A 25,120-nucleotide genomic window follows, 5' to 3' on the forward strand; every position below is an offset into this window, starting at 1 on the left:
CGGAGCTTTTTTTTTAGAATTCTATTGAAGATCTAAGCTGTAGAGCAAATGAGTTATCTGCAGAGTTTTTAGCAGAAGGATCATTTGTAAAAGCATAGTAGTCGCCTGCGAAAAGGTAGCCTAAAGAACCACCAACAGTAACTGCATTATTCCAATGATAGTCAAAGTTTAAGTCAATCTCTAAACCTAAGTCGTCTGATTGAGTATCTGCCGCTGTGAAGATAGTGTTATTCGTGTGATTGTACGAACTTGTTCCGCTCTTTGCAGTTTCATTGGCCTTTGCCCAAATTAGAGCTGCAACCCATGACCACTTATCAGAATTATATTGACCAGCAACCTTGATGTAGTTCGCGTTAGTTATATATGAATCATATAAATATTGTGAACGATCACTTACTGCTGCTAAATTATATCTAAAAAGAAGATTAGCAATTTGGTAGTTAGGATTTAAGTACATAGCATCATAACTAGATGTTGAGCCATCATGTCCACTTACTGATCCAAAGTCTAGCGCAACTTTCCAAGAGTCAGATAATTTATATTCTGTTTCAAAAATAAATGACTTAGAGTTAATTTTAGTATTTGTAGTATTATAAACCTTTCCTAGGTCACCACTTAGGATTGGAACTTCTGCTTGAAATTTGAAATTTCCAAAAACCTTTTTAAAGTAAATATCAGTAATAGTAACGCTTGTTTCCCCTAATGAATAAGTACTGCCGTTATTAATAGCATCAGTATTAGAACTATTGTTAGCGCTATAACTTTTTTTCTTCGAGTAAAGGATTCCAAAAGCAATATCTCTATCTACGTTATCGTAAACAAGACCTGCTCCAAGTTCAGTTGCTTTGGCAGGCTTAGAAAAAGAGTCTGTAGAGTCAATCTTTGCCCAAAATGGTTCAAGGTGAAAACTTCCAATCTTAATCTTTGCAGTGATCCCATCTCTAGTATAAGTATGACGGTCCCATGTACCATCTCCGGCATTTACGAGAGCACCAAGTCCCCAGTTACTTGAATGACGACCAATAACATATGTTGCAGTATCAGAGTATAGCTCCATGAATGCCTTGTTGATAACAAGTCCATTTGAACCACTTGATTTATTTTGAATATATAGAGCGTTTCCAAAACCATTGCTTGTTTTTCCCTCTACAACGCCATCATCACCTAGAAAACCACCTCTTCCATAACCAGAAGTAAATTCTGCTTTAAAGCTTGCTAAGTCATTTACTATTAAGTGAGGATTGAGCCTAAAGATATAACTTTGAAAAGAGGCTTTATTTGTACCATTAGCAAAAGGCATCTCTTGAGAACCTGGGTTCGCAGTGCCCATTGGCTTATTTGGTGTTGTACCTTTAATTCTTGTGTAATTATCGATCATTGTTGTATCGACACCAAAGGCACCATGCCAATCGATTGGCAGAGCAAATGCTGAGCTTGTTGCTAGAGTAGCAAAAGCAGTTATTTTTAAATAATTTGATATTTTATTGTGTAGCACTAAATTTCTCCCATAGGATACATTATATGAATAAATGAATTACTCATGATAATATATGAAAAATCGAAATGAAGTCAAAAATGTAGAGGAATAGTTGGTTAATGCTGCGACATATTAAATTGTTTTTTTTAATTCTATCAATAATTGTTACGATATTCTCTATTATTGCTTCTGTTTTTATTATTAGGACAATTGGAGATATTCCAGTTTTTAGAATTAACTCGATAAAAGAAGTTTCTCTACTAAGTAATAGTGATGTGTTAATCGATAGTGATACGCAGATAAATAGAGAAGATTTGAAGGACTATTGGCAACTAACCGAAAGCGCTTTAAGCTTCGAAGAGTTTCTTCAGATAAATAAAGATTCAATTTCAGTTATAAAAAATAAAATCCTAGTTTCGAATCAAGTTCAATTACCAAAAATTGCTAAAAATGAATGTGAGTATACCTATTGCTATCAAAGACGTTTACCTTTTGGTCAAATGCCATCCGTTTTTTGGAAAGGACTAATTGGCATAGAAGACTCTAGATTCTTAGAACATTTTGGAATTGATATAAAATCTATCTTTAGAGCGATTGTAACAGATATTAAAGAAATGAGGCTTGCCCAGGGCGGTTCAACCCTCACTCAGCAGCTTGTTAAAAATTTGTATTATACAAACGAAAAATCATTTAGCAGGAAAATAAAAGAAGTTATTGTTGCTATTTATATAGAAACGAAGTTTTCAAAAGAAGACATTATATCATCATATTTTAATGAAGTTTTTTGGGGGAGTTTTAACGGAATTAGAATTAAAGGGTTATATTCTGCGAGTATGATTTATTTTGGAAAAAAGCCCAACGAAATAGAGCCTTATGAGGCTTCAATTTTGATAAGTTTACTGAAGGGTCCATACTTCTATGCCCCTATTAAATATACCGATAGGCTGAAGCAACGTGCGAATGTTGTTTTTAAAAAGCTCATATCAGAAGGATTGTTTAGCAGTAATGTAGATAATGTTTGGTCTGAGCAGGAGTGGTCAGCGTGGATTAGTGAGTTAAAAGAAAGAACGCTAAACAATAGACTCTCTCCTCTTGCTTATATTTCTTCACAATCTGATGAATCTAAAGGTCTCAATTTCTATGAGCAATTTATTCTAGTTAAAAGTTCTTTTTCTGTTTTAGAAGAAATATCTAAGAGGTATCCAAACGAAGACTTGGGTATGAAGATTGTGATGGGTAATCTAAAAAATAAGAACCTATTTACTTATTATTCGAAATGGGAAAGAGACAAGTTAAAAGCGACAAGTATCGAAAGACACTCTGTGGGTAGTACGCTTAAGCCTCTTTTTTATACACTACTTTCTTATTTTGGTGTCGGCTGGAATGATGAGGTTGAAACTGGACCAGTTACATTAAAGCTAGCTTCAGGGGACTGGACTCCAAGAGAGTCACATGTCGTAAGTGAGGAAATGACGAGTGTTGGTAAGGCCTTGCAGGAGTCTTTGAATAGACCTCTCATTAGGTTGGCTGAAGAGAATGATTTTCAAAAGCTCGAAGAGAGTTCTTTGGCCTATTTGCCTACATTAAAAACCCCTCTTGCACAGTATCCAGGACAATTACTAGGTGCCATTGAATTATCAACTTTTGAACTCTTTGAAGTGTATAAGTCTTTATTTAACAAAGAGTGTGAACTTGTGAAAAGTGGAGTTAAGAGTTGGGATGACACAGTTCTCCATGTTCTCAGCGACCCAACTAAGACAACAATTAGAAAGTTAATAACAGCGAACCTTAGTAAATTAAACTTCTTTGGTAAAACAGGAACTTCTAATAATGGTTATGATAATTGGTTTGTCTTTTATGATGGATGGAATCTAGGGGTCATCTGGACAGGCGTAGATAGTGATAGAAGTGGAAAAGGCCTAAAGCTATATGGTGGAACGACTTCTTTTCGGGTTTTTCAGGAATTTTTATTGTCTAGAGGTAGGAGATTAGGCGAGTTAGGCTGTGAAAAAAGTGAATTATAGACTAATAGGGTCTTGTCAAAAGTTTGATAAGTGAGTATATTCTTGATAATTCTGAAATATGTTGGGCTGTCGACAAGTGGTAAGTCATCAGATTTTGATTCTGACATGCGAAGGTTCGAACCCTTCCAGCCCAGCCATCTTTTTCTTGATGGGAGAAAAGTATGAAGCGTATGGTATTAGTTTCCGGCTCTTCAAACCCGAAGCTTGCTTCTCAAATCTCCCAGTTCCTTGATGTCTCCTTAGTTGATCCACAGTTAGTACGTTTCGCAAATGGTGAAATTTATTGTGAAATTGAAAAGAATGTTCGCGGAGCAGATGTATTTGTCATACAGTCGACGAGTGCTCCGGTAAATGATCACGTTATGGAATTACTTATAATGATTGATGCTCTAAAGAGAGCTTCTGCGGCTTCAATTACTGCAGTTATTCCTCATTATGGTTACTCTAGGCAAGATCGTAAGGCATCTCCAAGAACACCAATCTCTGCAAAACTTATAGCTGATATTTTAACTGCTGCAGGTGCCACTAGAGTGATCACAATGGACTTACATGCGAGCCAGATTCAAGGCTTTTTTAATATTCCATTTGATAATATCTACGCTTCACCGGTACTTTTGGACTACATCAAGAAAGAAATATTTAATGAAAATTCAATTTTCGTATCGCCAGATGCTGGTGGAGTCGAGAGAGTTCGTCACTATGCTAAGAAGTTGAAAGCAGATATTGCTATGATTGATAAGCGTCGAACAGGAAAGAATATTGCGAAGGCCATGAATATTGTAGGTAATGTTGATGGCAAAGAATGTATCATAATAGATGATATGGTAGATACGGCAGGAACACTTATTGAAGGCTGTCGTGCACTTAAGGAAAATGGAGCAACTAAGGTCTATGCTTGTGTTACTCATCCAGTGTTTTCTGGCCCTGCCTTAGAGAGAATTGCGAGCTCTGAAGAACTCGATAGAATAATTGTAACCGATACCATTCCTCTCGTTGATGAAGCCACAGGTATTAATAAAATACATGTGTTAGATACTGCAGAGATTTTGGCCAAGGCCATTCATAGAACTTTTAATAACGATTCAGTAAGTTCTCTATTTATTTAATCAGGTGAATAATGACTAAGTTAATTGTAGGGTTGGGAAACCCTGGTTCAGAATATAAGAATACGCGACATAATATTGCTTGGGATGTTTTAGAGAAACTATCATTCTTTAATGATCTAACATGGCTTCAAAAGAATAAAGGTCTTTGCGCTACAAAAGATATAGACGGTGAGAAGTTTATCTTTCTTATGCCGCAAACCTATATGAATCTAAGTGGTGAGTCGGTTGCGCCTTTTGTAAATTTCTATAAAGTTGCACTGGAAGATATATTAGTCATTCACGATGAGTTGGATTTAGACTTTGGTACTGTTGCTTATAAAGATGGTGGTGGGCTTGCTGGTCATAATGGCCTTAAATCTATTGCTCAGTGCTTAGGAAATCAGGGGTTTAAGAGACTTCGTGTTGGTATAGGTAGACCAGTTCATGGGTCAGTAAGTAGTTGGGTATTGTCAGGATACCATGGTGAAGATAAAGACTTCATAGATAAATATTTAGAAGAATCTGCCAAGGTCGTAGAAACTTATATTGAAAGAGGTTTTCAAAGTGCGGCAAGAAGTTATAGTAAGAAGAAATTAATTTAAAAGGAAATAAATATGGCATTAAACTGTGGAATCGTTGGGCTTCCAAACGTTGGGAAATCAACAATCTTTCAAGCGTTGACTTCAGCACCTGCTGAGGCAGCAAATTACCCTTTTTGTACAATTGAACCAAATGTTGGGATTGTAAGTGTCGCTGATACTCGTTTAGATCAGATTACGAAATTGATTAAACCTAGTAAGACCATTCCAACTGTTGTTGAATTTGTAGACATTGCAGGTTTAGTTAAAGGAGCTAGTAAGGGTGAAGGACTTGGAAACCAGTTCTTAGGTCATATTAGACAGGTTAACGCAATTATTCATGTTGTAAGATGCTTTGATGATGGTGATATTGTTCATGTTCACGGAAGAATTGATCCAACTGATGATATTGAAACAATTAATATCGAGTTAGCTCTTGCTGATGCAGAGGTTGTTACTAAGAAGCAACAAAATTTGCCAAAACTTATGAAGAATCAAAATAAGGATATTTCGAGTAAAGCGAAAGCAATTCAACCAATTTTAGAAAAACTAGAAGCACACTTAAGTGAAGGTCTCGCTGCAAGAATTTTTGAAATGAGCAAGGACGAAAGAGAACTAGTTTCTGAGTTGAACTTGATAACAATGAAAGACGTTCTCTATCTATGTAATGTTGATGAAGATGGAGTTAGCGATGATAACGAATATGTAAAAAGCGTTAAAGAGTTTGCTTCTAAAGAGGGAGCACAAGTTAGTGTTATCTGTGGGAAGTTAGAATCTGAAATTGCTTCACTTGAAACTGAAGAAGAGAAGAGTGAATTTCTAGAGGCCGCAGGCCTTGAGCAATCAGGACTACAGGTTCTAACTAAGACCGCTTACGAAATGCTTGGACTTAGAACCTACTTTACTGCTGGTGAAAAAGAAGTGAGAGCTTGGACTTTTAAAGCCGGAGCAAAAGCGCCACAAGCAGCTGGTGTAATCCATACTGATTTTGAAAGAGGCTTTATTAAGGCCGAAATTTACCACTGTGATGATTTATTTGCTCTTGGATCTGAGCAAAAAGTCAAAGAAGCTGGAAAGTTTAGGATTGAAGGAAAAGAGTATGATGTCAAAGATGGTGACATCATACATTTTAGATTTAACGTTTAGAATTTAAACTAACATAAAAACTGTCTTCGAGAGATTTCTCGAGGACAGATTTATTTGATAACAAGTTATAAAAGAAAATATTTCTATAGATTAACTTCACATACTTTCTGGTTTCTTTAAAAGGTATAGATTCAATAGTTACCATTGGATCCTCTGTAATAAAGATATCTTTTCTCCATCTCCTTACACGACTTTCTCCGGCATTATAAGCAGATAATGTATAAATTAAATTACCGTCATACATTTTTAATAAACGCTTAAGATAGTTGATTCCTATTCTAATATTTACATCAGGTCGCTTAAGGTGAGAGGTCTTAACATTCTTCTTATATTGTTTTGCTGTGGCCGGCATCAATTGCATAAGTCCACGAGCCCCTACATGTGACTTCGCTCTTGGATTAAAAGCAGACTCTTGTCTAATAAGGGAGAGAACCACAAGAGGATCTATTGTAGAATCAATCTTTTCAATTTTATTTAAGTATTGAAATGGAAATAAGTTTCTTATTGTAAAGGCATCAAGTTCAAAATGTTCCTTATCAAGAGATTGATGCACGAGCTTGAAAGAGTGAAGGTACTTTTTCTCTTTCGTAAACATATTAACAAGTTTAACCACGAGATGTTTTCTAAGTTCTTTATTGTCTATCTTCTTGCTAGGAGATGTGAAAACGTACGCGGAGTCTCTTGAAATTATTTCTGAGATTTCATTATTAGAGAAAGAGTCGTAATTTTGATCAAGCCATAATGAAAGACGCTTCATGGAGGCAACGAAATTTGGAGAATATTTATTACTTCTTGGTATTTCTGGGGAGTTCTCTTCAGAATACTTGTTAAGTAACTTCTTCTTATCTTCAACATCAAATATATCTAGTAATTTCTTATAAGAAATTATGGCATAGAAATTTAATGGAGAGGATTCTGTTAAAGTCGTAAATAAGTGCTTACTTAATTCCTCTTCACCATTTTTATAAAGTGTGTAGGCAATCCAAAATTTAACTTTAGAATTATACTTGTCGTAATTTTTGATAAGCTTGAATTGTTCAATTGTAGTTACGGCCTTGGAAAACTTTCCAAACAATATATTAGACCATAGTAATTGGAATATTGTCTCATCTAGCTGATCGTTAGTTGCTATAGTTAGTGCGTACTCAAAGAAGAAGCGAGCTTTTTCTGGGTCTTGTTTGTAGAGAAAACTTTTTCCAGCAGTAAGGATAGATATCCAGGCCCTCTTATCATCAATATATTTTTTATTTGAATCGAAGAAGGTTACGAGTTGTTGTCCTTTTTCGTAGGCCAGGTTTATATCACCTGTCTTAACCGATTTTCTAAAGTCAGAACGAATAGCATAAAATTCCTTCGTAAAATAGTTTTTCTCGGATGAGTCCTTTAATCCTGCACTTTGTACATAGTTAGTAAGCTCAGTCGAAATTTTAATATATTTTAAGTGGCCAGAATTAGGCTTAAATTTATTTTCTAAATATTCTTCAGTCATAAGTTCTGAAATGAGCTTATGAAATTCAGATTGAGGATTAATTCTCGATAAATACCTAATAAAATCCTTCTTATGTTGTCCTTTAAGGTAATAAGGAAGCGCAAACTTTAGATAGGTTAGATTTTTAAATGTTATTGATGAGTTTTCTTTAGCGTTAGTTACATTCTTCAAAAACTGAGAACGACAGTAGTTTTCTAAGTATTTAAATGTTCTTTTAACGAGATCAGGATTGTCAGATTGACCTTTGCTCTTTGGTAGACATACTTTGTGGAAAGTCTCAGCTCTTAGTTTTCTATTTTTGTAAAAAAGATTTAGTTCATCCATTAAAGGAGCATATTCTTTAAAAGCTGTAGATTTTTTAAAGTTATTTTTCATAAGTCTAACAGCTACTCGGTCGAATTTGTTTTTCTTAATTCCTTTGTAGAACTGGTAGAAAGATTTAGAGAAACGAGTATCGTATTTGTTAGTGTTTAAGGAAAAATCAAGATTTGTTTTTTTGGCAGCATTACTTGTTATCGAAAATGATAATAAGATTAGCGTTGTTAAAATTCTTAACACAAATGACCTCCTGTCATTAATGTATTAAAGACTTAATTAATACAAAGTGTGATATCTCTTCTGAATCTCATCTAGTTTAAGATTGATTTCATCGAGAACCACTTTTTTATCTTCAGGAACAACCATACTAAGATTGTTGATATATGAAGAGACCTCACTCAGATAGACCATATCTTTCTTATAGTCTTCTTGGATCACTTCAAAAGTATCGTTAAAGTCGTCGGCGAGTTCCGTAAAGTAATCACCGTTCCTGAAGTATAGTTTACCATTACCTTCACGGTCTCTAATAGCGGAAAGATATTTCTGCACCTTATAGATTGGACCGGCAATTTTATGGCTAAATAATAGACAAGCAATGAATGTTATGGCCGTGAAACCCACTTGAAAAAGGGCCAATACAACCATGAGATTATTCTTGTAAGTAGTCATTTTTAATGCCATTTCAGGTGAGTTTGCAGAGGCTTGCTCTACAAGCTTCGTCACGAGATCAAATACTGTTAATGGATAAAAAATACTAGAGATAAATAAGAATAAGCACACAAGTATGCTAAATTTAATCTGAAATTTTGGATTTATTAAAATAATACTTCTTTTATATGGTGTAGCCATTTAGTCGATTCCTTCCAACGAAAATTGCCAAAGTACATATATGATATAAGAGATTAGCATCCTGTACCAGAATTATTTATATATGACCAAAACACTCAACAATAGAAACTTCTAACTTTCTTAACCGAATTTTTAGGGATATAAATATATATACAAAAAATGAGGTTTATATGAGTGATGATATTAAGAATTTAATTGGAACAATAGCTAATCCTGCAACAGGTAAGACGCTTGGCGTTGAGGGACGAGTTAAAGAGGTTATTGTTAATGATGATGCTGTAACAATTAAGTATGATCGAGAAGATATTTCTCCAATGCAAAAGAGAACAATTGAAGATTCTATCTATGGTCTTTTAAAAGCAAATTTTGATGAAGATAATATTACAATAATGACAGTTTCAAAAAACTCTAAAGATGTACTTACTCAAGAAGATCGTCCTAAGAGAGAAGCTCCACCTAAGCAAGAGCAAGCACATGTTCACGCTGGACACGGTCCTACAGGCCAGGCCAAGAAGAGAGTGCCTGGAGTAAAGAAAGTACTTGCAGTATCTTCTTGTAAAGGTGGTGTTGGAAAATCGACAGTATCTGTAAACCTAGCAATGACTTTAAAAAATCAAGGACATAAGGTAGGTCTTCTAGATGCGGATATTTATGGGCCTTCATTGCCTATGCTACTTGGTCAACGTGCAGCAAAGCCAATTGCAAATGATAATAAGAAAATAGTTCCAGTCGAGACTCACGGCCTAAAATTTATCTCATTCGGTTTATTCGTTGAAGAGGGTGATGCCGTTATTTGGCGTGGTCCTATGTTAGGTGGGGTCTTGAATCAATTTCTTTTTGATGTTGATTGGGGAGAGCTAGACTATTTGATAGTTGACCTTCCTCCAGGAACTGGAGATATGCAACTTAGTATGGTCCAGGCAACTGAAGTAGATGCAGCAATTGTTGTTTCAACTCCTCAACAAGTAGCAATTCTTGATACTAAAAAAGGTATCAAAATGTTTGAGAAGATTAATATTCCAATCATTGGAATGGTTGAAAATATGAGCTACTTCGTCCCTGATGATAACTTAGATAAGAAATACTTTATATTTGGAAGCGGTGGAGTTAAGGCCGCATGTGATGAATTATCAACGAGCTTTCTAGGTGAGATACCAATGGAGATAGCCTTAAGAGAATCTTCTGATGAAGGAGTTCCTTATATGTCTCAGTCCGAGTATGAAGGTAGACCGGTATGGAAGGCCTACATGGAGCTTGGGGCACAGGTTCATAAACACATGGAAGCAAAGGGAAAGAAAGGCTTTTTTTCCAAGATCTTAGGTAAATAGGATTATACTTTGTCATTACTTGGTACTATTGAAGAACAGACAACCTTCGGATTTACGGGAAGAATTAATATTCTAAATCGTAACACTGGACAATTCTTAGGCTTAGTCTTGATAGCGGATGGGTTGATTGTTGATTCTCGATATGGAGGATTAACAGGAGAAAAGTCTTTATACGTTGCCCTGTTTGACGATATGGAGCATACACCTTTAAAATTTATAGTAGAACCAGAAGTTGTGACACAAGAGCAGAAAGAATTTGGCCTTTCGTTTGATGAGTTTAAGATAACTTCACAAAAAAATTATCAGAGGCATAGAGAGTCTAAGTCTCTCAAGCCACCTCTTCACTTAAAGCTAATTTTAAATGGAGATTTTATATCAAAAGGGGATACTGTTTCTGAAGAAGAGTTTAAAGTAATGGCCACCTTGACGGAGTATTCAAGAGTGTCCGATATTTATAATAATTGTAAGCTCTTTGATTTTGAGGTCACTCAAGCATTAGTTTCTTTAAGAAAGAAAGGTGCGGTTAAAGTAATTAGTAATAGTTAGAAATATAAAACTGGAGAATTGTTTGAAAACACAAGAACACAACAAGGGTGAACTTAAAGAATTATCTGTATCTGTTGAAAAAGATGTCGTTGAGGCATTTGAAAGAATGGCAGAGAACACTGGTTACAACTTAGAAGATCTAGTTGTAATTGCTTTAAAGAGATTTAGAGCTAGTCACAGTGACTTCGAAGGAAAAAAGATGCCTAATGAGTAATTAGTTGTCTCGATTAAGGGGTGTTTCTACCCCTTAATTACTCTTTTTGAGCTCAAATTTCCTTCATTTTCGTCAAAACTACAGTCACTATCTAACAAATACCTCTTAATACTACCGCTAAGAACCAGTTCCCAGTCTCATGTAACTATCTGAATTTATTTATTTAGAATCCCCTAGATTTTCTCTTAAGGCCGAAAATAAAGCATACAATTTTTATACAGGCCGTTTAATATTTTTACACCTTCATTTTCAAGTCATAATTATCTCATCTATTTTCAGTTAGTTATGTCTCCCTGTGGCTTAAAATCTTGCAGAATTGATACTTAATGCATGGCACGGTACTTGCTTATATATAAGTACGAACATCGGGAGAAGATTATGAAGTCACTACTGACTCTTAAAGCATTAACAGGATTCTTAACAGCAACTACTGTAGTAGTTGGTATTAAAGGCGTACAAGATGCGAACTTTAATTCAAATGAATTCATGAATCAAACAAAGGTTGAGATTGTGCAACGTTTAGATGATCAAGATGTTGTAAGATATGTAGCTTCAACAGAAGCAGCGAGACCGGCGGTTCAATACTTACCAATCAATGACCAGAACTCTTCTATAATTAATGGAGAATGGGAAGTAAGAAGAATTCAAAATGAAAATAATGAAGTTGTTTTTGAAGCTAATAGTTCTGAAGAATATGTACCAATGAACTTTAACTTAATTGGTACTTCACTTGTAAAGATTAGCGGTGAAGAAGAAATGAATTTCAGAGTATCTTATTTAGATGAGAGTGGAAGAACTATCGCGCTATTTAGACAGTTCGGAAAAGGTTATGAAATTTTAGAAGCTGTAAGAGTTGTTAAGGCCGTTGAAAAGAAATCTGAAGTAATCGCTCAAGCTACTGTTAAAGAAGAAGTAAAGGAATCAAAGAATGGAGTACTCATTTCAGAAGTACAAGACTTAGTAATTGAAAGTGCTCTTCACCCAGTAAAAGATCCTAATATTTTACGTGGTGAAGTTGTCTCAGGAAATATTGTAGTAGATACAAACTTGATAGAGGAATTAAACGTTGTTGTTGGTATCGGTAAGAACTATGAGCAGCCACTAAGCTTCTTAGGTGGAGCTGAGATTAAGGCCGGAGGTCAGTTTTCTGCTGAAACAAATCATGGTGAAGTTACAGGTATAATAACTAATAATGGAAAAGATGGGTTTAGAATCAGATTTGCGACAGGGCCTCTTCAAGGTGCAATGTTAAACTTTGTATCTGAAGCTAAGTTAGATCAAATGGCTGCTCAACTTGAAGAGTCACAATTATTACAGCAAGAAGCTAGAGAGTTAACTTCTGATCAGATCGAAGTTGTTGAAGAGCAAAACGAAGCAGAGTTCTCAAGATCAGCTGGTGTAGAAGGTGAACAAAATATATATGAAGTAAGTGAAGAAGAAGTTGAAGAGGAAGAAATTGTAGAACCAGAAACAGAAGAAGAATTTGCAAGAATAACTGAAGAAGTAGGGTTTGACTTTACTCAACCAAAAAGAGCGCCAGCTTCAAAATAATATATCAATAAGACTTTAGAAGTTGATAGGTATTAAAGAATATTTTTTTAAAATCTTCGTTACGTAACCGATCAACTTTCTTCGTCTCTCGAAAAAAATCTTTTAAATTTGCACTAACATTATCCATCTGAAGATGCGTATTAATGCTAAGAACTTTCCTAAGTAAAGGTCTTATTTTCTCACTCGATTTGAAGTCAAGCACAAGAGAATATAACTCTGCTTGCAGAATTGCCTTCAGCTTCTTAGGCAATATTTGAATATTGTAGTAGGTTGGGTTTGTTACTAAGTAAAATTCAATTCCATGAATTATACTAAGAGGACTTTTCTCTATATAAGTCAAAATCTCTCTTATATCGAAAATATTTAAAATGCTAATAGTCACCTGGTATGCACAAGGAATGCTAGAGGATGAGACTAATTCGATATTATCTTCATAGTCTTTAAAGATAACTCCTGCTCTAATATATTCTCCCTTTTTACCTACTCCATCTAAAGAAATATTGAGACTTAAGTTCGGAAGCGACTTCGATATACTTATAAGTCTGACTATTGAAGATGTAGGGATGCTCAAACTTGTACTGATCGTTACATTGCACTCATTATTAGTACCAATTAAATTTTCTAGTAACGTAAAAATCTGCTCTTGTATGAGAGGTTCCCCTCCAGAAATTACTAAGGAGTTTAGAGTTTTAGAAACCTCCAATAATTCATTAAATTGTTTTTCAGATACTTCTGAATAAGTATGGATTTCTCTTCGAAGTTTATCACTATCTTTATTCCACATAGAACTTAAGAAGCTGGAGCAAGTACGACAGCTCTGATTGCATAAGTTTGAAAGAGAGATTTCAAGATGTTTAATATCAGACAGTTTTCGATCTTCATCAGTAAAGGAAATCAAAGGATAATTACTATTATAATCTAATCTCTTACTATTGATTCCACTTACTTCTTGAGAAGAACAGAGGTTACATATCTCTATAGACTCATTATTTAAAAATGCTTGTCTATAATTTTTAAGGGCAGTGCTATTAATAGTTTCAAGAATTGACTGCTCATTCCAGTTACCAATCTTTACAGAATTCATTGTATTGCTACAAAGTGAAAAACTTCTATCCACATTAATGGATAATGATATCCATGGAGCACTACAGTGATAAGATATTTTATTCGTTGTCATTATGTAAGTATAAGAGAGAATTCATGTAAATAGAAAAAAAAGCCACCCGAAGGTGGCCTTAGTATTACATGATCTTTTTAAATTCTTCAGTAAGGATCGGAACAATTTGAAATAAATCTCCAACAATTCCATAATCAGCTTTAGTGAAGATAGGAGCATCAGGATCAGTGTTAATTGCAACAATACACTTAGATGTTCTCATTCCCGCTAAATGTTGAATAGCACCAGAAATACCACAAGCAATATATAAAGAAGGAGCAACAGTTTTACCTGTTTGTCCTACTTGCATCGAGTGCGGAGCATATCCAGAATCAACTGCCGCTCTAGAAGCACCAACTGTTGCTCCTATTGTATCGGCTAGCTCATCAAGAATTTTGAAGTTTGCAGCTTCTTTCATTGCTCTACCACCTGAAACGATAATATTTGCTTCAGTAAGGTCAAGCTTTTCAGAAGCACCTTTAATAATTTCTTTTATTGCAGCTCTAATTTCACCAGCACTTACAGAAGCATCTGCAGCTGAACCAGCAGCAGCATTTTCAGAAGTAGGCATTCCTAGAGCGTTTGGTCTAACAGTAACGAAGTGAGGCTTAGGCCCTTCTATTTCAACTTTTGCTAAACACTTACCCGCAAAAAGTGGTCTTGTTCCAGCGAAAGTTCCACCATCCATTGTAAAGTTAGTTACTTCAGAGGCCATCCCTGCATCAAACATTCCAGATAGTCTTGGAAATAGATCTTTTGCTAAAGAAGTAGAACCAGCGAAAACGTAATCATATCCACCATTGCCGATGAACTCTTTAAGAGCATTTGCATAACCCTCTGGAGAATACTTGTCTAAATTATCACCTTTTAGAGAGTGAATATTTGCAGCACCAAACTTTGCTAATTCTGCAACTGCTCCAGCTGGAACTTGTCCAACAGCAGCAACATCAACATCATTACCGGCGAGCTTTCCTAAAATTTCATATGTAACAGACTTTACATTATCAGATGTAATTTCTGTAAAAACTAATACTTTTGCCATTGTTAACTCCTTAAATTACTTTTGCTTCATTTCTAAGAAGCCCGACTACTTCAGCAACAATTCCTGCTTGCGCAGCTTCATCCATTGCATCAAACTTTTTCCCAGCTGGTTTCTCTGGTGGAAGTTGGAAGTTAGAGTATTTAACTCTTCTGTCTTCATTAGTAACACCAACGTCAGCAAGAGAGTGTTGCGCAAGTGGCTTTCTCTTTGCTTTCATAATACCAGGTAAAGAAGCGTATCTTGGTGTGTTTAACCCTTTGTTACAAGCGATTAAAACTGGAGCAGTTACTTCGTAAACTTCGAGGGCTCCACCTTCAACTTCTCTTTTAAGAGTATAGGTACCACCAGCTTCTTCACATCCTACAACAACAGATACTGAAGGAATATTTAACATTCCTGCAAGCAGTTGAGGAACTTGAAGACAGTCATCATCGATTGCTTGTTTACCTGTGAAGATAACGTCCGCACTCTTTCCAGACTTTTCAATAGCACCTTTTAAAGCTTTGGCAGTCATGAATGAATCTAGATTGTCGTCAGACTCAACTAGAATTGCTTCATCGGCTCCCATTGCTAGTGCAGTTCTTAGGGCTTCAGTGTCTTTTACACCTCCAACTCTAACAACAGTTACTGTTGAACCACTGTTTGCTTGCTTAGTTAAAAGCGCTTGCTCTACAGCGAATTCGTCATAAGGGTTCATAATCCACTTGATCGAAGTTGTTTCGATAAATGTTCCATCACCGTTAGGTGTGATTTTTGTTTCCGTGTCCGGAACTTGTTTTATACAAACAAAGATATTCACGTTTAGCTCCTTGAAAAAATTTCTTTAGCAATTACTAATCTCTGTATCTGAGATGTCCCTTCATATATTTGAATAAGCTTGGCATCTCTCATGATCTTTTCTACTGGATACTCGTTGGAGTAGCCATACCCCCCAAATACTTGAACGGCATCAGTTGTTACCTCCATGCACATGTCTGCACTAAATGCTTTAGCGTAGCTTGCCAGTTTTGTGTTTGGCATTCCTTCGTCTAAAAGCCATGCTGACTTGTGAACAAGTAACCTTGCAGCTTCAACTTTCATGGCCATATCGGCAACCATCATTTGGATTGCTTGGTGATTAGCTATGACAGTATTAAACTGTACTCTTTCTTTAGCATATTTAATAGCATGGTCCAATGCACACTGCGCTCCACCCACTGCGCTAGCAGCAACCATCGGGCGCGAGTGATCAAGAGTTTTCATGGCAATTTTCCAGCCCTCTCCTAAGTTTCCAATTAAATTTTCTTTAGGGATTCGCACATTATTAAACGTAACGGCCCTGGTATCAGAACTTCTATGACCCATTTTTCTTTCTTTAGCGCCTATCTCTAGACCTTCTGCATTTTTATCATCTAAGACAATACAAGAAATACCTTTATGTTTAAGAGAAGGGTCCGTAGTGCAATAAATAACAAATAAATCAGCGTAACCTGCATTTGTTATCCACATCTTTTGACCATTTAGTATATAGTGATCACCATCTTCTCTTATCGTTGTTTTAATTCCCGCAGCGTCTGATCCATTTCCTGGTTCAGTTAAACAAAACGAAGCCATTTTATAAGATTCAGTAAATGGAGTTAAGAATCTCTTTTTTTGCTCATCATTACCTGCAATTGCGATTGGAAGTAAAGCAAGGTCATTTGCCATAAGAGTTGTATTCATTCCTAAACAACCATAGGCTAAGGCCTCAGTAATAATCATGGAGTCTAAAGTTGTAAATCCTGTTCCACCATACTCTGGAGCAATGCATGTGTTTACAAGTCCTAGTTCCCACGCCTTCGTGAGAATATCCATTGGCATTTTTCCAGACTCATCGAATTCATTTGCTTTAGGCATCATTTCGTTTCGAGCAAACTTCATTGCCATTTCATATATTTCTTTCTGTTCACTAGAAAGTTCAAAACTTGCCATTGTTGCGTCCTTGCAAATTGGTGAGCATTAACTAAGTATGCTAGAAATTATATGAGTAATATAGATGCTGGTCAATCAGGGAAGTGTTTAATTTACTTTAATCTAACGGAAAAGCTGAGTTGTTAAACTTTGTAGTAAAAGTGAAGTGTTTTTGTAGAATACTGAAGTACGGAAGCTCCATTAAAGGAAGAACAATAAAGCTTCTATCGAAAAGTCTTGGATGCGGAAGTAGGATATGTGGGTCAGTACTTGTACATAATTCATAAAAGAGAATATCTATGTCGATTATTCTGGGACCCTTGGGAACACCTCTTAGCCTACCGAGTTCTTGTTCAATTTTAAGAGCAATGCTCATGCACTCACTTGGAGATATTTGAGGTTTCTCAAACTCTAAAACCTGATTTAAAAAATCTGGTTGATTTTCATAGTCCACTGCTTCTGATGTATAGACTCTGCTCTTTGATTTTAATGTGAAGTACTTTTCAAGGTGAGAGATAGCGTTACTAAGATTGTCTCTAGTTTCACCAATATTACTTCCTATTGCTATAATGAGTGACATTAATCATCTACTTCTTCTTGATTATTACTTTCTTTTTTCTTTATCTGGGTTTTGTTTAACTTTCCGTCTTTAAGGTAAGGGGAGACAAATGATGGTACCTCCGTTCCTTTTGGTGCCTTAGGAGGACCTTTTACACCACATGATGAGCAGACAAAAATAATAGAAATAAAAAATAATACTTTAAAATTCAAGACTGAATCCAACGTTCATAATATCTGAGCCTAGATCAGCACGAACAAACCACCCTGGTACAAGTCTTTTTAAAACACTAACACCAAAAACAAGTTGATTCTTTTTAAGGTCTTCCACTAATTGAATTTCTCGATCAAGTTCACCTTCGCCCGGAGTGTATCCATCATTTGGATCATCAACTCCAGCCTGAGGACTTGATGCATTTATCATTTGAAACCCGATATAAGGTTGAACATAGGAAAAGAATGGCGCGGCAACAGTGTACTTAGCTCTTATCGTGAGGTTTGTGAGCTTAGTGTCTAGGGAAGGTGCTGGGTAATCATTAATTAAATTTTGACCATAGCTAAGCTCTGCCCAAATATTATCATCAACTTGGTACATCCACATTCCATTTAGGTGAGTGTAGCGTTGAGCTGAACCATCATTATTGAGGGCCTCAAGAAGACCAACATTTAATGATACGATATTATCCGTTTTTATCGCCCTTTTAGAGTTAGACTCTAGCGAGAGGTCATCCTCAAGTAGAGTTCCATTATAAAGGTCTTCTTCTTCCTTAATCAGGCTTGCATCACTTTCTTCTTTTTCTTCGGCTTTTTTTGCCCCGAACATACTGTCATCACCTCGAATGATTTGAATTTCAAGGTCATTTCTAAATAATTTAAACAAGTCTAGAGAATAAATTTTTATAATTTTAATGCCAGCAACTCTATTAACAGACTTAGCTACAATCGCTCTTGCTGCAAGCTGTCCGTTTAAAACTATCGTTATAAAGTCGCCTTTGTAGAAAGACTCATTTTCATTGGTGATTATATATGTTCTTTTAGAAGCAGAGACACGGTTTATTTTCTCTGTAACAAGCTCTGAGGCCATTTGATTAGCTTCAGAGTTTTCATTGAAGTCATCAATTACTGATTGCGCAAAGGTTACTCGTACAAAAAGAATAAAAAGAATAATAAATCGCATAGTGATATTCATCTATAAAATTGTACCTTTTGATGATGAGATTTGTAATAGAGAAATTTCTATTTCTACAAAATGTGCCCATATAATGTGTGAAACAAGATATTTTATTTATGGTTGGCTAATTTTGCCACGCCTAAGTGCTTGAAATTTATAGGTCTAAAATAGTCGATGATATATGTAAAAAAAATTTAACTACTTGATATAATTGTCCGAATAGATATTTAGTACATAATTCTAAAGTATATTAGATATCAAGGGAGAATATATGAAGATTTCAAAAGTTTTACTTGTTCTAGCTTTACTCACACTAGGGGTAAGTTGTTCAAGCAAGAGAAAGAAAGATGATGCTAGTAAAACAGCAGATATCTCAACTGAAGTTAGTGCTGAAGATGCAGACTTCATTGTAGATTCTGAAGATGAAAACTTACTTGAAGATAATTTTCTTGACGATAATAACTCAGTTGTTGAAGAGGTTGCTTCGTCTGAAGCACCAGCACAGGTTATGGAAGAAGGCGCACCTATGATGGAAGAGAGTTCTTCAATCGCAATTGCGGCCGGTGGTGAGTATACAGTACAAAAAGGTGATACTTTAATGTGGATAGCATTTAAAGTTTATGGTGATTATAGAAAGTGGCAAACACTTTCATCTATTAATAATGGCATCTCAGAATCAAGCCTAAGAGAGGGAATGACTCTAAGACATGATTCTCCTGGGTTTAATTACAACCCTCAGGGACTTCCACACTTAATCAAAACTGGTGATACTCTTGGAACAATTTCAAATGAAAAGTACGGTACACAAAAAAGATGGAAAGAGATTTGGGATAATAATAAAGAAATGATTCATGACTCAAATTTAATTTTTGCAGGATTCACACTTTATTACCTTCCAGATAGAGATATCGCATCAGAAGACATCTAATACATATTAGAACATAATTTGAAAAAGGCCCTCGCAAGAGGGCTTTTTAGTATATATACTTTAGGAATGAAAAAATATTTATTAATATTAACCTTATTAACAATTAGCTCTTGCGCTCTATTTAAGAAAAGCGAATTCTCTTTTAGCTCTAGTCTTTCACAAACCAAAGATTCTGAGTATATAAGTCAGCTCTCTTCTTTAACTGATGTCTATCTGAAAACAAGTGGTGTAAATAAGATTAGATTAACTAAGAAGAGTAAGAAATATTTAAACTCTCTGTATATAAAGATACTTTCAAACAACAAGCTTCTTCTTAAAGAATTTTATGAACCAAAGTTTTACGTCATAAATTCTTCTCTCCCGTTTTATTTCTCACTACCTAAGGCGCAGTTTTTTTTCTCAAGTGGATTAATTCTAAAATATGTGAAAAATGAAGAAATGTTCTTTGCTTCTTTTGCAAGTGAAGTGGTTAAGAGTCAAAGAAATATATATCCAAAAAACCTAATTATTCCAAAAGGTTTCATTACTAGTGCTGACATTTTAGGCCTAGTGAGATTACCTGTAGAAGTGAAGTCTGAAGTGAATAAGTGGACTTACCATGTGATAAAGAGATCTGGACATGACCCTTATGCCTATTTGATTTGGCTCCAAAGCCTTAATAAGAATACACTCGATTTTTCAATTTTATATGGCAGTACTCAAGATATTACAAAAGAAGAGCAGCTCTTTAAGAGCTTTATATCAAAGATTAAATCAGAGGAATTTGAGTTTTCAGAAAGAAGGAAAAACTCTTCACAAAATTTTTATTCTTTTCTAAGGGAAGTTAAAAGAGGTGCGCGATGAAACCAGAGGATAGTGAGAGACTTCTCATAACTGAGCTATTTGAAAATAGTCAAAGAAGAATAGATTCATTGAAAGAAAATGAAGTCGTTGAAGTTGTAAAATTAACAGGAGATGCTTCGACTAGAAGATATTACAGAATTGTAACGAAAGATTGTAATTATGTATCATGCTTATCAGAGGTTCATGAAGATATTGAGAAAAGTGATTTTACGATTGTTCAAAAAGTATTACATCATAACTTAATTAGAGTTCCACAGATAATCGATCAAAATTCGAAAAAGGGGTATATGCTACAAGAGGATCTGGGTAACCTTACTTTCTTGTCATATATTTCTTCTATAAGTTCTACTGAGAAAATATTCGAAGAGTATAAAAAGGTCGTCGATACACTCATTAAAATTCAGAGTATTCCAAGAGAGAGTGAGTATAATTGGGGAAAGTTGAGCTTTGATGTTGAAAAGCTGATGTTTGAAATAAACTTTACGAAAAAGTTCTTTGTTGAGAAATTTTTAAATGCAAAACTTTCACGTGAAGAATCTGTGATTTTCGAAAGAATAAATATGAAGATAATAAATGAAATTACTTCTAAAGATATGGTCCTAAACCACAGAGATTTTCACTCTAGAAATATAATGGTTAAGGAAGGTGAATTTGTATATATTGACTTTCAAGATGCTAGACAAGGTGTTCCTCAGTACGATCTCGTTTCATTATTAGAAGATTGCTATTTTCAAATATCAGAAGAAAATATTGAAAAACTGAAGATGCATTATTTTAACTCCTTCTTAAAAAATACCTCTAAGGATCAAACTAGTTATGAAGAATTTAGTAGGATTTATGATTTAATGACAATACAAAGGTCACTAAAAGCGATAGGAAGCTTTTGTTATATTTATGAGACAAGAAGCGACATTCGATACGTAAAATATATTGGATATGCTTTTGAGAAAGTACGTAATAAACTCAGACTTTTTCCAGAGTATGAAGCTCTTTATAAATTATTAGTGAAAGTATATTATGCAAGTTGATAATGTCTTAATTTTGGGGGCTGGATTTGGAACACGAATGGGACCTGTTGGTGAACAGTTACCAAAGCTACTTTGGCCAATATTTGAAAAATCACTTTTAGAGCTCCAAGTTGATTTTGCAAAAAGATTCGCAAGAAATAATATCTACATTAATACTCACTATCAGGCTGACTTGATACATGATGAGATAGCTAAGAAAAACTTAGAGGTAATTGCTCTATATGAAGAAAGTATATTGGATATTGGTGGTGGAATTCATAATTGTGCAAACGAAATTGGATATGAAGGAAACTTATTAATTCTAAATGGAGATCAATTTTTATTTGCCGATGAAGATGCAATTGAAAAAATGATATCTAGCTCTGAGTCTTTCGTTTCAACGCTACTAGGGCTAGAAGTTGAGCCTGGGTCAAACTATAACAGGTTAGTTATTGAAGAAAACTTATTAAAATCTATAGAAAAGCCAAACGATGTTGAAGGTACATATCTAACGTACAGTGGAGTTAGTATTATTAATTTGAATCTACTAAAAAAAACTAGTGGCTATTCAAAGTTCTTCGACACTGTAGCTAATTTTGAAAAAGAAGCTGTGAAGGTTATCGTTCCTGAAGAATTAGAGTATGCAGATTTTGGAACCTGTAAAAGGTATATTGAAAGCATGAGAAAGGTTCTATCGGGGGATAGCTTTGAGATGAGAAGTTTTCTACTAGCAAATAAAGCTTATGACAGAAAGAAGCAAAATACAGCTAAGCTTTGTTATGATTGTAAGGGGGAAATGTTTAGCATAAACCTTACTGGAAAAGAGATTCAAGGTACAGGCGCCATTGTTATTGAAAACTCTAAAAAACCTGCTCCAAAAGATAGTGTTGTGATGGGAGAGCTTATAAGCTACTAATCGTCCTTTTCTATTAACTTTATACAGTCAACAGGACAAACTTCAATACAAATTGAGCATAAGGTGCAAGACCAAGTTTCTACAGCATATGTATTCTTATATTTTAAAATTGCATCTTCTGGACATATTAGTCTACAAGCGTCACAGGATATACATCTATTGTTAATTTCTAACTCTGGTGTCATATAAGTATTATGACTCATTTCAACTTATAAATAGTGATTGAAAATATTACCCCATTAAGACTAGAATAAGCTTAATTAGGTAAAAAGAGAATAATATGAAAATACTAAAGAGAAATTCTAATATCATTAATATAATAATTTTTCAGTTATTTTCAGTCATATATCTTCATGTTCTCTATTCACTTGTTGACGGTTACTCTTCTTTGGATCTAGCAACAATAAATCGCTCTTTAGAGGGAAATCTAAGCTTTATTGGCCTATGTCTCATAAATATCCTTTTCATATTCATGGTTAAGAAAATCTCTTTAAAAGTCCTAATCGTTACTTCAGCTACAGCTTCGACTATATCTTTTCTACTATTTCTTGAGAGTTTTAATAAAACTATATTGCTTTATAATTTGCTCTACATCGTTATTTCATACTTTTTTTGCATGATTTGGAAATTAGAGCTAAATGAAGCTTGTTACAATTCTTTCTTTGATAAAAAAATATTGCGTCCTTTAGGCTTGAATGATGTGAGTGTTAAACTACATGAAGTCGTAGGAGATAGGGCCTCAACAGGAGTAATTACGAACTGGACTGTCGATACACTCTTTGTTGCTACTGAGGAAGTTAAGAGGCTTAGTGGAGAGGTAGAAGTCGAAATACTGTATAAAGATACAAACTTCTTTTTTCGAGGCATCACTGTGACCTCTAATGCTCATGGTGTTGGAATTAAAACTTTAAATGAGAAAAAAGAGACCACTCTTAATTGGTTAGATTTCTATGATATAATCACGGATAGAGGAATTACCCCCACTTATTTGTAGAGGAAAAGGCACATGTCTAAGATTGTTTTAATTCTATGTACCCTGTTGTTAAGCTATGGATGCTTCAAAGAAAAAGGCGCTCAAGAAGTACTTAGAACATATATTGAAGGACGCTTTAGAGGTGACTTTGATCGTTTAGAAGTGGCCGAGTTTCTTAATGGAGAGATGAAAGAACGAGTAATGGCAATGACTGACGAAGATTTCTCTTCGTACTCAGACCTTTCTTCATTTAAAAAGAAAAAATTCAGTGTTACCTATGAAAACTGTTCTATTGATAAGTGTTTTATCACATATATTATTAGTTATGATCAACTGAAAGAGTCGAAGGATTTCTTTAGAGTAGACTCTAAAAAGATAGCAGAAATGAGTAAGGTTGAAGATAGCTGGAAGATTGAAAAAGTAACAAATGTGAAGAGCTACTTAGAATCTAAAGACCCTTTAGATATTGAATCTAAAGGTACTGAGGATACCTCAGGATCATCTAAGTAGTCGTAATTACTGAATCCTGACTAGAAAGCTAAAGTTATCCCCTTCTATAACCGATATTTTTACTATGAAATTATCAAATATAGAAGATTCAAATATTCTTGGGGCCCTTGTTGAAGAGACTTATAAAGGTGTTGAAGACGTTGAACAGGCCAATAAAGTAGACCTTAGCACATACTTTGAGATGAAAAGCGGAAGTATTGAAGATACTTTCGAAGATCATATTATCGAAGATACAATGATTAAAAGAGGTGTAACATTCTCTACTCTTAATTATTGTGAACAGACTTCCTGCTTTAATTTTGAACTAAATGAACAAATCTTTTCATGTCCGAGTAATTGGGGACAGTTTACAAAACTATTTCAGCTAAAAGAAAATGAGTACTTTTCAATGATTAATGAATTTAATAGTGAATTATTTGTTGAGAATCTATTTAGTGATTTTGTTCGTTATGATTATGAGTCTATTTGCTTTGTGGGGCATGGAAAAGCTTTTTTGATATTTTTGCCTAAAGGTAATCAAGATATTCTAGGTTGGCTTAAGAAATACTGCGAGGTAAGTGACCTCGCAGCGTAATATATTCTACGATAAAGACGCGTAATAATTCTTTAGCATCAGTGCATCTTCTTCAAGATTTGGGCTGTTGCAGATAATGTATCCACCGCAGTTAAAATCTTTCAGACTTTTTAAAAGATCTTTCCAGTTAAAGTCAGACTTCTCTAGGTTAAGGTGTTTTAAGTCACCTTTAGAGTTAGAACTTATTCCTGAAATATGAATATGCATATTAGATAGTGCTGTTTCACCAATCTCTTCTTTAATTCTTTCTAAGACTTCTTTAAATTCAGGTTCTGTATTGTAGAGTCCTGTTCTCGCATATAGGTGAGAAAAGTCCATACAAGGAGCACATGAAGAAACATTCTTAGTTAATGAGATTAGCTCATCAAGAGATCCAAATTGACTTGTTTTACCTGTAAGTTCTGGTCTAAGTTCAATTTGAATATCTAGTCTACTAAGTCTTTCTTCAATAACATTCATACTCTTTTCAACAAGGTCAAAAACGTCAAAAGGCGAATCTTTCATGTAAAAAGCAGCGTGAAAAGTCATTGATTCAGCACCACAAAGATCAGAGATTTTTGCAGTTTGAATAATTCTTTCAATAGATGAATCAATCTTGTCTTGTTCTCTAGCATTTAAATTAATGTAGTAAGGACCATGAGAAGTTAATGGAACACCTAGTTCGTAAGAAACTTTTCTAAGTGCTGAAGAAACTTCTTCCTTCATTCTTACACCATGAGCAAATTCTAGTTGCATACAGTCTAGGCCAAGAGCATGAATCTGCTTTACACCTTCAATAGGATTATTTTTCTTTTGTGTACTATTAGGAACGCCTGCAGTACCGAACAATAGCTTATTAGCTTGCATTATATCTCCTGTGTGCTTTTAAAACTTTATCGAAAAGTTGTCATATCACAAATAAGAACCAG

The 25,120-nt window shown here is 34.8% G+C and carries 27 protein-coding genes and 1 tRNA gene; 16 read left to right on the top strand and 12 right to left on the bottom strand.

The window, feature by feature from the left end; translation table 11 throughout:
* Positions 1-13: 13 nt before the first annotated feature.
* Positions 14-1,495, bottom strand: a complete 1,482-nt coding sequence (locus DPQ89_RS04285; protein ID WP_127715560.1) for a hypothetical protein — start codon at positions 1,493-1,495, stop codon at positions 14-16.
* Between the two features lie 119 nt (positions 1,496-1,614).
* Here DPQ89_RS04285 and DPQ89_RS04290 point away from each other — a divergent pair, with 119 nt between their 5' ends.
* The 5 genes from DPQ89_RS04290 to ychF all read left to right on the top strand — a co-directional run bounded on the left by DPQ89_RS04290 (position 1,615) and on the right by ychF (position 6,310).
* Complete coding sequence (locus DPQ89_RS04290; protein WP_164848251.1) at positions 1,615-3,501, top strand: transglycosylase domain-containing protein; 1,887 nt, start codon at positions 1,615-1,617, stop codon at positions 3,499-3,501.
* Positions 3,502-3,563: 62 nt separating this feature from the next.
* A tRNA-Gln gene (locus DPQ89_RS04295) sits at positions 3,564-3,638 on the top strand.
* 24 nt (positions 3,639-3,662) lie between these two features.
* A complete protein-coding gene (locus DPQ89_RS04300; RefSeq protein WP_127715564.1) occupies positions 3,663-4,607 on the top strand; it encodes a ribose-phosphate pyrophosphokinase in 945 nt (314 codons plus the stop codon).
* Between the two features lie 11 nt (positions 4,608-4,618).
* Positions 4,619-5,188 carry an aminoacyl-tRNA hydrolase gene (gene pth / locus DPQ89_RS04305; protein WP_127715566.1) on the top strand — a complete coding sequence of 190 codons (570 nt, stop codon included), beginning with the start codon at positions 4,619-4,621 and terminating at the stop codon, positions 5,186-5,188.
* A gap of 12 nt (positions 5,189-5,200) precedes the next feature.
* Positions 5,201-6,310 (top strand): redox-regulated ATPase YchF, encoded by a 1,110-nt coding sequence (gene ychF / locus DPQ89_RS04310; protein ID WP_127715568.1) that lies wholly within the window; start codon positions 5,201-5,203, stop codon positions 6,308-6,310.
* On the opposite strand, the gene DPQ89_RS04315 is transcribed toward ychF, so the two are convergent.
* Positions 6,300-8,357, bottom strand: a complete 2,058-nt coding sequence (locus tag DPQ89_RS04315; RefSeq protein ID WP_127715570.1) for a lytic transglycosylase domain-containing protein — start codon at positions 8,355-8,357, stop codon at positions 6,300-6,302. The two genes, ychF and DPQ89_RS04315, sit on opposite strands and share 11 nt — an antisense overlap.
* Before the next feature lie 36 nt (positions 8,358-8,393).
* The gene (locus DPQ89_RS04320) at positions 8,394-8,966 is read right to left on the bottom strand and encodes a hypothetical protein (RefSeq protein ID WP_127715572.1); all 573 of its coding nucleotides are present in this window, start codon (positions 8,964-8,966) and stop codon (positions 8,394-8,396) included.
* A 170-nt stretch (positions 8,967-9,136) separates the two neighbouring features.
* Between DPQ89_RS04320 and DPQ89_RS04325 the strand changes: the two genes are divergently transcribed.
* The 4 genes from DPQ89_RS04325 (at position 9,137) to DPQ89_RS04340 (ending at position 12,605) form a co-directional block, all read left to right on the top strand.
* A complete protein-coding gene (locus tag DPQ89_RS04325) occupies positions 9,137-10,294 on the top strand; it encodes an Mrp/NBP35 family ATP-binding protein (RefSeq protein WP_127715574.1) in 1,158 nt (385 codons plus the stop codon).
* 9 nt (positions 10,295-10,303) lie between these two features.
* Positions 10,304-10,840 (top strand): hypothetical protein, encoded by a 537-nt coding sequence (locus DPQ89_RS04330; protein WP_127715576.1) that lies wholly within the window; start codon positions 10,304-10,306, stop codon positions 10,838-10,840.
* Positions 10,841-10,862: 22 nt separating this feature from the next.
* Positions 10,863-11,054: a hypothetical protein gene (locus tag DPQ89_RS04335; RefSeq protein ID WP_127715578.1), complete on the top strand. Its 192-nt coding sequence runs from the start codon at positions 10,863-10,865 to the stop codon at positions 11,052-11,054.
* Between the two features lie 378 nt (positions 11,055-11,432).
* Positions 11,433-12,605: a hypothetical protein gene (locus DPQ89_RS04340; RefSeq protein ID WP_127715580.1), complete on the top strand. Its 1,173-nt coding sequence runs from the start codon at positions 11,433-11,435 to the stop codon at positions 12,603-12,605.
* Positions 12,606-12,609: 4 nt separating this feature from the next.
* Here the strand turns inward: DPQ89_RS04340 and DPQ89_RS04345 are convergent, their stop codons facing one another.
* From DPQ89_RS04345 to DPQ89_RS04375, 7 genes are all read right to left on the bottom strand, one after another.
* Positions 12,610-13,782 (bottom strand): twitch domain-containing radical SAM protein, encoded by a 1,173-nt coding sequence (locus DPQ89_RS04345; RefSeq protein ID WP_127715582.1) that lies wholly within the window; start codon positions 13,780-13,782, stop codon positions 12,610-12,612.
* Between the two features lie 64 nt (positions 13,783-13,846).
* Positions 13,847-14,803 carry an electron transfer flavoprotein subunit alpha/FixB family protein gene (locus tag DPQ89_RS18645; RefSeq protein WP_127715584.1) on the bottom strand — a complete coding sequence of 319 codons (957 nt, stop codon included), beginning with the start codon at positions 14,801-14,803 and terminating at the stop codon, positions 13,847-13,849.
* 10 nt (positions 14,804-14,813) lie between these two features.
* Positions 14,814-15,602, bottom strand: a complete 789-nt coding sequence (locus DPQ89_RS04355; RefSeq protein WP_127715586.1) for an electron transfer flavoprotein subunit beta/FixA family protein — start codon at positions 15,600-15,602, stop codon at positions 14,814-14,816.
* Between the two features lie 2 nt (positions 15,603-15,604).
* Complete coding sequence (locus DPQ89_RS04360; protein ID WP_127715587.1) at positions 15,605-16,753, bottom strand: acyl-CoA dehydrogenase family protein; 1,149 nt, start codon at positions 16,751-16,753, stop codon at positions 15,605-15,607.
* Positions 16,754-16,850: 97 nt separating this feature from the next.
* Positions 16,851-17,312 (bottom strand): 2-amino-4-hydroxy-6-hydroxymethyldihydropteridine diphosphokinase, encoded by a 462-nt coding sequence (gene folK / locus DPQ89_RS04365; protein WP_127715589.1) that lies wholly within the window; start codon positions 17,310-17,312, stop codon positions 16,851-16,853.
* The gene (locus tag DPQ89_RS04370; protein ID WP_127715591.1) at positions 17,312-17,503 is read right to left on the bottom strand and encodes a hypothetical protein; all 192 of its coding nucleotides are present in this window, start codon (positions 17,501-17,503) and stop codon (positions 17,312-17,314) included. Before DPQ89_RS04370 ends, folK begins: the two co-directional genes overlap by 1 nt.
* Positions 17,493-18,467: a hypothetical protein gene (locus DPQ89_RS04375; RefSeq protein ID WP_127715593.1), complete on the bottom strand. Its 975-nt coding sequence runs from the start codon at positions 18,465-18,467 to the stop codon at positions 17,493-17,495. The genes DPQ89_RS04370 and DPQ89_RS04375 overlap by 11 nt, the downstream gene beginning before the upstream one ends.
* 265 nt (positions 18,468-18,732) lie before the next feature.
* Between DPQ89_RS04375 and DPQ89_RS04380 the strand changes: the two genes are divergently transcribed.
* The 4 genes from DPQ89_RS04380 to DPQ89_RS04395 all read left to right on the top strand — a co-directional run bounded on the left by DPQ89_RS04380 (position 18,733) and on the right by DPQ89_RS04395 (position 22,155).
* Positions 18,733-19,389, top strand: coding sequence for a LysM peptidoglycan-binding domain-containing protein (locus DPQ89_RS04380; RefSeq protein ID WP_127715595.1), 657 nt, complete (start codon positions 18,733-18,735; stop codon positions 19,387-19,389).
* A gap of 66 nt (positions 19,390-19,455) precedes the next feature.
* Positions 19,456-20,232 carry a hypothetical protein gene (locus tag DPQ89_RS04385; RefSeq protein WP_127715597.1) on the top strand — a complete coding sequence of 259 codons (777 nt, stop codon included), beginning with the start codon at positions 19,456-19,458 and terminating at the stop codon, positions 20,230-20,232.
* Entirely contained in the window at positions 20,229-21,260 is a 1,032-nt protein-coding gene (locus DPQ89_RS04390) for an aminoglycoside phosphotransferase family protein (RefSeq protein WP_127715599.1), read from the top strand. Before DPQ89_RS04385 ends, DPQ89_RS04390 begins: the two co-directional genes overlap by 4 nt.
* Positions 21,250-22,155 carry a sugar phosphate nucleotidyltransferase gene (locus tag DPQ89_RS04395; RefSeq protein ID WP_127715601.1) on the top strand — a complete coding sequence of 302 codons (906 nt, stop codon included), beginning with the start codon at positions 21,250-21,252 and terminating at the stop codon, positions 22,153-22,155. The genes DPQ89_RS04390 and DPQ89_RS04395 overlap by 11 nt, the downstream gene beginning before the upstream one ends.
* On the opposite strand, the gene DPQ89_RS04400 is transcribed toward DPQ89_RS04395, so the two are convergent.
* Positions 22,152-22,358, bottom strand: coding sequence for a 4Fe-4S dicluster-binding protein (locus tag DPQ89_RS04400; RefSeq protein ID WP_127715603.1), 207 nt, complete (start codon positions 22,356-22,358; stop codon positions 22,152-22,154). The two genes, DPQ89_RS04395 and DPQ89_RS04400, sit on opposite strands and share 4 nt — an antisense overlap.
* 77 nt (positions 22,359-22,435) lie before the next feature.
* Here DPQ89_RS04400 and DPQ89_RS04405 point away from each other — a divergent pair, with 77 nt between their 5' ends.
* The 3 genes from DPQ89_RS04405 (at position 22,436) to DPQ89_RS04415 (ending at position 24,212) form a co-directional block, all read left to right on the top strand.
* On the top strand, positions 22,436-23,149 hold the full coding sequence (locus tag DPQ89_RS04405; protein WP_127715605.1) for a hypothetical protein: 714 nt from the start codon (positions 22,436-22,438) through the stop codon (positions 23,147-23,149).
* 12 nt (positions 23,150-23,161) lie between these two features.
* Positions 23,162-23,638 carry a hypothetical protein gene (locus tag DPQ89_RS04410; protein ID WP_127715607.1) on the top strand — a complete coding sequence of 159 codons (477 nt, stop codon included), beginning with the start codon at positions 23,162-23,164 and terminating at the stop codon, positions 23,636-23,638.
* Positions 23,639-23,702: 64 nt separating this feature from the next.
* Positions 23,703-24,212: a hypothetical protein gene (locus DPQ89_RS04415; RefSeq protein ID WP_127715609.1), complete on the top strand. Its 510-nt coding sequence runs from the start codon at positions 23,703-23,705 to the stop codon at positions 24,210-24,212.
* A gap of 6 nt (positions 24,213-24,218) precedes the next feature.
* Here DPQ89_RS04415 and DPQ89_RS04420 read toward each other — a convergent pair whose 3' ends face one another.
* The gene (locus DPQ89_RS04420) at positions 24,219-25,058 is read right to left on the bottom strand and encodes a TIM barrel protein (RefSeq protein ID WP_127715611.1); all 840 of its coding nucleotides are present in this window, start codon (positions 25,056-25,058) and stop codon (positions 24,219-24,221) included.
* Positions 25,059-25,120 lie beyond the last annotated feature (62 nt).

This window comes from Halobacteriovorax sp. HLS (assembly GCF_004006665.1).
In the GTDB taxonomy this organism is placed as follows: domain Bacteria; phylum Bdellovibrionota; class Bacteriovoracia; order Bacteriovoracales; family Bacteriovoracaceae; genus Halobacteriovorax.

Coding starts and splice junctions, on each gene's coding strand:
- DPQ89_RS04300 (WP_127715564.1), top strand. CDS start 3,663: ATGAAGCGTATGGTATTAGTTTCCGGCTCTTCAAACCCGAAGCTTGCT.
- pth (WP_127715566.1), top strand. CDS start 4,619: ATGACTAAGTTAATTGTAGGGTTGGGAAACCCTGGTTCAGAATATAAG.
- ychF (WP_127715568.1), top strand. CDS start 5,201: ATGGCATTAAACTGTGGAATCGTTGGGCTTCCAAACGTTGGGAAATCA.
- DPQ89_RS04320 (WP_127715572.1), bottom strand. CDS start 8,966: ATGGCTACACCATATAAAAGAAGTATTATTTTAATAAATCCAAAATTT.
- DPQ89_RS04325 (WP_127715574.1), top strand. CDS start 9,137: ATGAGTGATGATATTAAGAATTTAATTGGAACAATAGCTAATCCTGCA.
- DPQ89_RS04340 (WP_127715580.1), top strand. CDS start 11,433: ATGAAGTCACTACTGACTCTTAAAGCATTAACAGGATTCTTAACAGCA.
- DPQ89_RS04345 (WP_127715582.1), bottom strand. CDS start 13,782: ATGACAACGAATAAAATATCTTATCACTGTAGTGCTCCATGGATATCA.
- DPQ89_RS18645 (WP_127715584.1), bottom strand. CDS start 14,803: ATGGCAAAAGTATTAGTTTTTACAGAAATTACATCTGATAATGTAAAG.
- DPQ89_RS04360 (WP_127715587.1), bottom strand. CDS start 16,753: ATGGCAAGTTTTGAACTTTCTAGTGAACAGAAAGAAATATATGAAATG.
- folK (WP_127715589.1), bottom strand. CDS start 17,312: ATGTCACTCATTATAGCAATAGGAAGTAATATTGGTGAAACTAGAGAC.
- DPQ89_RS04375 (WP_127715593.1), bottom strand. CDS start 18,467: ATGCGATTTATTATTCTTTTTATTCTTTTTGTACGAGTAACCTTTGCG.
- DPQ89_RS04380 (WP_127715595.1), top strand. CDS start 18,733: ATGAAGATTTCAAAAGTTTTACTTGTTCTAGCTTTACTCACACTAGGG.
- DPQ89_RS04385 (WP_127715597.1), top strand. CDS start 19,456: ATGAAAAAATATTTATTAATATTAACCTTATTAACAATTAGCTCTTGC.
- DPQ89_RS04390 (WP_127715599.1), top strand. CDS start 20,229: ATGAAACCAGAGGATAGTGAGAGACTTCTCATAACTGAGCTATTTGAA.
- DPQ89_RS04395 (WP_127715601.1), top strand. CDS start 21,250: ATGCAAGTTGATAATGTCTTAATTTTGGGGGCTGGATTTGGAACACGA.
- DPQ89_RS04400 (WP_127715603.1), bottom strand. CDS start 22,358: ATGAGTCATAATACTTATATGACACCAGAGTTAGAAATTAACAATAGA.
- DPQ89_RS04405 (WP_127715605.1), top strand. CDS start 22,436: ATGAAAATACTAAAGAGAAATTCTAATATCATTAATATAATAATTTTT.
- DPQ89_RS04410 (WP_127715607.1), top strand. CDS start 23,162: ATGTCTAAGATTGTTTTAATTCTATGTACCCTGTTGTTAAGCTATGGA.
- DPQ89_RS04415 (WP_127715609.1), top strand. CDS start 23,703: ATGAAATTATCAAATATAGAAGATTCAAATATTCTTGGGGCCCTTGTT.
- DPQ89_RS04420 (WP_127715611.1), bottom strand. CDS start 25,058: ATGCAAGCTAATAAGCTATTGTTCGGTACTGCAGGCGTTCCTAATAGT.